The 4,938-nt window shown below is 55.9% G+C and carries 4 protein-coding genes; 1 reads left to right on the forward strand and 3 read right to left on the reverse strand.

Annotated elements, in window-relative coordinates:
- The first annotated feature begins 202 nt into the window (after nt 1-202).
- A complete protein-coding gene (locus BDE01S_RS08255) occupies nt 203-1,609 on the forward strand; it encodes a DEAD/DEAH box helicase (RefSeq protein ID WP_115225471.1) in 1,407 nt (468 codons plus the stop codon).
- A 70-nt stretch (nt 1,610-1,679) separates the two neighbouring features.
- On the opposite strand, the gene BDE01S_RS08260 is transcribed toward BDE01S_RS08255, so the two are convergent.
- The 3 genes from BDE01S_RS08260 to BDE01S_RS11585 form a co-directional block, all read right to left on the reverse strand.
- Nucleotides 1,680-2,168, reverse strand: coding sequence for a DUF4760 domain-containing protein (locus BDE01S_RS08260; RefSeq protein WP_082790447.1), 489 nt, complete (start codon nt 2,166-2,168; stop codon nt 1,680-1,682).
- A gap of 330 nt (nt 2,169-2,498) precedes the next feature.
- Nucleotides 2,499-4,535, reverse strand: coding sequence for a TonB-dependent siderophore receptor (locus tag BDE01S_RS08265; protein ID WP_066080030.1), 2,037 nt, complete (start codon nt 4,533-4,535; stop codon nt 2,499-2,501).
- A 208-nt stretch (nt 4,536-4,743) separates the two neighbouring features.
- On the reverse strand, nt 4,744-4,938 hold a 195-nt coding region (locus tag BDE01S_RS11585; RefSeq protein WP_218015863.1), incomplete at its 5' end, for a hypothetical protein.

The following is a 4,938-nucleotide window of genomic DNA, read 5'->3' on the forward strand; positions in this document are numbered from 1 at the left end:
TTAAAGTCAAAAAGCGGCGGTATCGGGCTTTATGCCGTTGTTTTACAGGCGCGGCGGGCAGCGCGGGCATAGGATAAGGCGGTATTTTGTGGCATAATTGCGGGATAGCGACAATTACCGTCAGCCGCGCCCGAAGCGATGGGAGCGGCTGCCTTTTTCAGACGGCAAGCCGTTTGCAGACCGTCCTGATAGAAAGAGAATACTGATGAATCCATTTGCTTCACTCGGTTTGGGCAGCGAAATCGTTTCCGCCCTGACCCAGCAGGGGTATGAACACCCCACGCCGATTCAGGCCGCCGCCATTCCCAAAGCCCTGGCCGGGCACGACCTGCTGGCCGCCGCGCAAACCGGCACGGGTAAAACCGCCGCCTTTATGCTGCCCAGCCTGGAGCGTTTGAAACGCTACGCCACCGCCAGCACCTCGCCCGCCATGCACCCCGTGCGCATGCTGGTGCTCACACCCACACGCGAGCTGGCCGATCAAATCGACCAAAACGTGACTTCTTACATTAAAAACCTGCCGCTGCGCCATACCGTCTTGTTCGGCGGCGTCAATATGGACAAGCAAACCGCCGATTTGCGCGCCGGCTGCGAAATCGTCGTCGCTACCGTCGGCCGCCTGCTCGACCATGTTAAGCAGAAAAACATCAACCTCAACCGCGTGGAAATTGTGGTTTTGGACGAGGCCGACCGTATGCTGGATATGGGCTTTATCGACGACATCCGCAAAATCATGCAGATGCTGCCTAAGCAGCGGCAGACGCTGCTCTTTTCCGCCACCTTTTCCCCGCCCATCCGCAAGCTGGCGCAGGATTTCATGAACGCGCCCGAGCTGGTTGAAGTGGCCGCGCAAAACACCACCAACGCCAATGTCGAGCAGCACATTATCGCCGTCGATGCGCTGCAGAAGCGCAATCTGCTTGAGCGCCTGATTGTCGATTTGAATATGAACCAGGTCATCGTATTCTGCAAAACCAAGCAGAGCGTCGATCAAGTGACCCGCGATTTGGTGCGCCGCGGCCTGTCTGCCCAATCCATACACGGCGACAAATCGCAGCAAACCCGCCTCGAAACGCTCAATGCGTTTAAAGAAGGCACGCTGCGCGTCTTGGTCGCCACCGACGTTGCCGCACGCGGTTTGGACATCGCCGAGCTGCCGTTCGTCATCAACTACGAGCTGCCGACCCAGCCCGAAGACTATGTACACCGCATCGGCCGCACCGGCCGCGCCGGTGCCGACGGCGTAGCGATTTCACTGATGGACAAAACCGAGCAGAAAATGTTTGAAGCCATCAAAGAGCTGACCGGCAACGATTTGCCGGTAGAGCGCATCGAAGGCTTCGAACCGCGCTGGTGGGAAGAGGGCGGCGAAGAAGTAGAAACCGCCGCCGAAGCCGCGCCCGAACCGCGCCGCAGCCGCAGCGAGCGCGGAGAACGTGGCGAGCGGGAACGCAGCAGCCGCCAAACCCGCCAAAACGAGCGCAGCGAAAAATCCGCCGACAAAGACCGCCGCGACCCGGGCGCCGCCTGCAGCAAAATCAGCGGCCGTCGCCGCAACCGCCGCGAACGCCAACCCTGCGCCTTGCTGCTGCCGAATTACGGCGCGTAGGTTGATGTGAGGTATTGGAAAAGCCGTCTGAAAATGTGGATTTTCAGACGGCTTTTTTTAAATAAGTTAGTTAATGTTTTACTTTTAAGGGTTTTTTCTTCCACTTTTTCGCCAAGGTTTCAAATTCCTGAAATGCTGTCGGCGCGTTGCGGATTCTTCTGATGTCTTGGATAAATCCGTTCAAATTATTCCAATCGCGCAGCAAGATGGAATACTCAAACTCTTTAAAAAGCGGCTCATGGAAAGCACCGCGCAATACACCTGCGGCCACAAACTCGCGCTGGTTGAGTACTTTCAGGATACTTTCCCGGTCTTCATACGTTTCTTCGGTTTCTGCGATGTAGGTTGAAAAGATGCAGCCTTCCGTCTTAGACATCTCATTTACGCGTTTAATGGCTTTTTGCAGGGCTTCATCGTTGCGCTGCATGATAATCAGATCGATGGTGGCGCGCTTTTTGGCGTTTTCCGTATTTCTGAATATGCCGTAAGCGGCAACGAAAACGCCGATAACTGTCAGTATCGGCGTGATATAGTGGTAAATAGAGTTGGTTTCAGTCATTTCCGTCCCAGCCGTCTGAATATTTTCTAGCCATTTTCCACTCCTTTCAAATTCAGTTTAGCAATCTGCTATAACGGCAATTTTAATACAATCCGGATAATATGGCGAACCCGGACGGCGCGTTTGGATTTTGGCTAACCCATGAAATACAATATATTGTATTTGTTTTAAAATATCAAGAGAAAATCGGTATATTTAGTATTGTAAAATTTCAACACTTACTTTTCAAAATACGATACCGAGTGTTGGAACAGGCATAAAAAGCCGTCTGAAAATTCAAGATTTTCAGACGGCTTTTTTCATACGGCGGAGCGGATACGCCTGCCGGTTTTAGAACTTATAGCTGACTGAGCCGACGACGCTGCGTTCGCTGCCCCAGTAGCAATAGAAGTCGCAGCCGGCGACGTATTTCTTGCCGGTCAGGTTGTTGGCGTTCAGCTGTGCCAGCCAGTTTTTGCCGAAGCGGTATTGCGCCAGTGCGTCCACCAGGGTGTAGGACGGTACTTTGTAGCCCGGCCAGTATTGCTCGTCGGCGGTGCTGCCGACGTAGCGGATGCCGGCGCCGAGGGTCAGGCCGTTCAATGTGCCTTGGTCAAAGGCGTATTTGATTTGTGCCGACGCTTGGTGCTTCGGAATCAGCGGGGTGCGGATGGCGGTGTCGAAGCGGGTGTCCTGTTTGGAGCGGGTGTAGGTGTAGGCCGCGCTCGCGCTCAGGTTGTCGGTCAGCTGGGCTTCGGCTTGCAGCTCGAAGCCTTTGCCGCGGCGTTTGCCGATTTGGGTTTGTACGTTGCTCGGGTCGGCTGCCAGGGCGTTTTTCTCTTCCAAATCGAAGTAGGCGGCGGAGAATTTACCGTCGATGGCGCTCGGGAGGTATTTTACGCCGGCTTCGTATTGGCGGCCTTCATACGGCTTGTAGATGTTGCCGTAGCCGTCGGTGCCGACGGTAGGTTTGAAGGATTCGGTGTAGCTGATATACGGAGACACGCCGGATTTGAAGTTGTACATCAGGCTGCCTTGATATGAGGTGTGGTTCACATCGTAGTTGCCCGCAGTGCCGCTGGAGAGTGAATCGGCTTCGGCTTTATCGTGTCGGATGCCGAGGTTGGCAACCAGGCCGCCGTAGGTGAATTGGTCGCGCAGGTAGAAGCCGAGCTGTTTCTGTTTCACTTCGTAGCGGCTGCCGGTTTTGACAACGCCGCTGGCGCCGTTAAACGGGTTGAGCAGGCCGGTGCTGGCGACGCTGCCGAAGCCGTTGTTCAGGCCGCCGGTGTTGGCGTGCAGGTAGTCCACGCCGCCGAGCAGGGTGTTGCGCCAGCCGTTACCCTGCCAGGTTTTGCTCAGGCGGTTGTCGATGGTGTGGCTGTTGACCGTGCCGTCGGTGTAGCTGTAGCCGCGGGCGGCTTGGGTGTTGTCCTGCCAGTCGGTGCCGTAGGAGAATGTGCCCAGCCAGTCGAGGTTTTGGTGGCTGTAGCGGTAGTTTTGGCTGAATTTCAAATCGTTGCCGAAATCGTGTTTGAACTCGTAGCCTGCGGAATAGGTGTTGCGTTTGACGTAGTCGTCTCCGTCTTGATAGGTCGTGCCGTAGGCAACATTACCGATGGTGGAGGGGAACAATACGCCCGTGGCCGGCAGGTGCACGCTGGTCGGCTTGCCTTTTTGACGCGATGCGCTGGCCAATACGGTCAGCTCGGTTTTATCGGAAATGTCCCAAGTCAGGCTGGGGGCGATGTAGTAGTTGTCGGTTTTGCCGTTGAAATCGCCCTTGCGGCGTTCGATGTCGCCGACCAAGCGGTAGCGGACGCTGTTGTCGGCGGTCAGCTTGCCGCTGTAGTCGCCGAATACGCCGAGGCGGCCCTGTGTACCGGCACGCACGCCGATTTCGCCTTGGGCGGTGCGGGTCGGACGTTTGGACACGAGGTTAATCAGGCCGCCGGTTTCGGCTGAGCCGTAGGTCAGGGAATCTGCGCCTTTGACCAGTTCCACGGCTTCCAGGCCGTAGGTGTTGGGCATGGCGGTGAAGAAGCCGTTTTGCATTACGGGTGAGCCGTCCACGGCCACGGATGCATCGAAGCCGCGTACTTTAATCCATTCCTGCTTGGTGTCGTAGCCGAATTGGCCGACGCGCACGCCGGACTCGTAAGCCAGGGTGTCTTCAACTTTCATCGGGGCTTTTTCGGCGATTTCCTGAGCGCGGATAACGGCGTTGGATTGCGCGGATTTGAATTTGAGGCCGTCGATTTTGCCGGCGCTGCCGACGACGTTGACGGTTTCCAGCTCAACGCTGTCCACGGCATCGTCTGCAACGGCGTGGGTGTAGGCGCCGAGTACGGCGGCGGCCATCAGGCTGCGGGTAAAGAGGGTGTTCATAAGGGTAGTCCTGTATTGTCGGTGAAGGCCGTCTGAAAATGCTTTAGCGGTTTTTCAGACGGCATGGGTATTCATGCTGAAATGAGTGCCGTGAATGATAGGGGTTTTTGTTTGCGTTTGCAAATTTGTGTGGCGGCGGCGTTAGAAAGTGTGGCAAATATGCGAAAAAGGCCGGTTCTCATCCGAGGCTATGCTAAATGACTACATTTTATCGGGAAAGCGATGCGCCTGTTCCCGCCCGCTTTTGTGCTTGATGAATGGAATTCATGCCGAGTGGAAAATTTCGCGTTTGCGCCGCTGACGGGCTGCCGTTATAGTGCGACACTCGGCTGCTGCCGATGGCGGCGGCATACCGCCGGTATCGTCGGAGCGTCAATTCTGATACAAGGCGGTGAGCCGCAGA

The sequence above is a fragment of the Bergeriella denitrificans NBRC 102155 genome, assembly GCF_001592185.1.
Lineage (GTDB): Bacteria > Pseudomonadota > Gammaproteobacteria > Burkholderiales > Neisseriaceae > Neisseria > Neisseria denitrificans.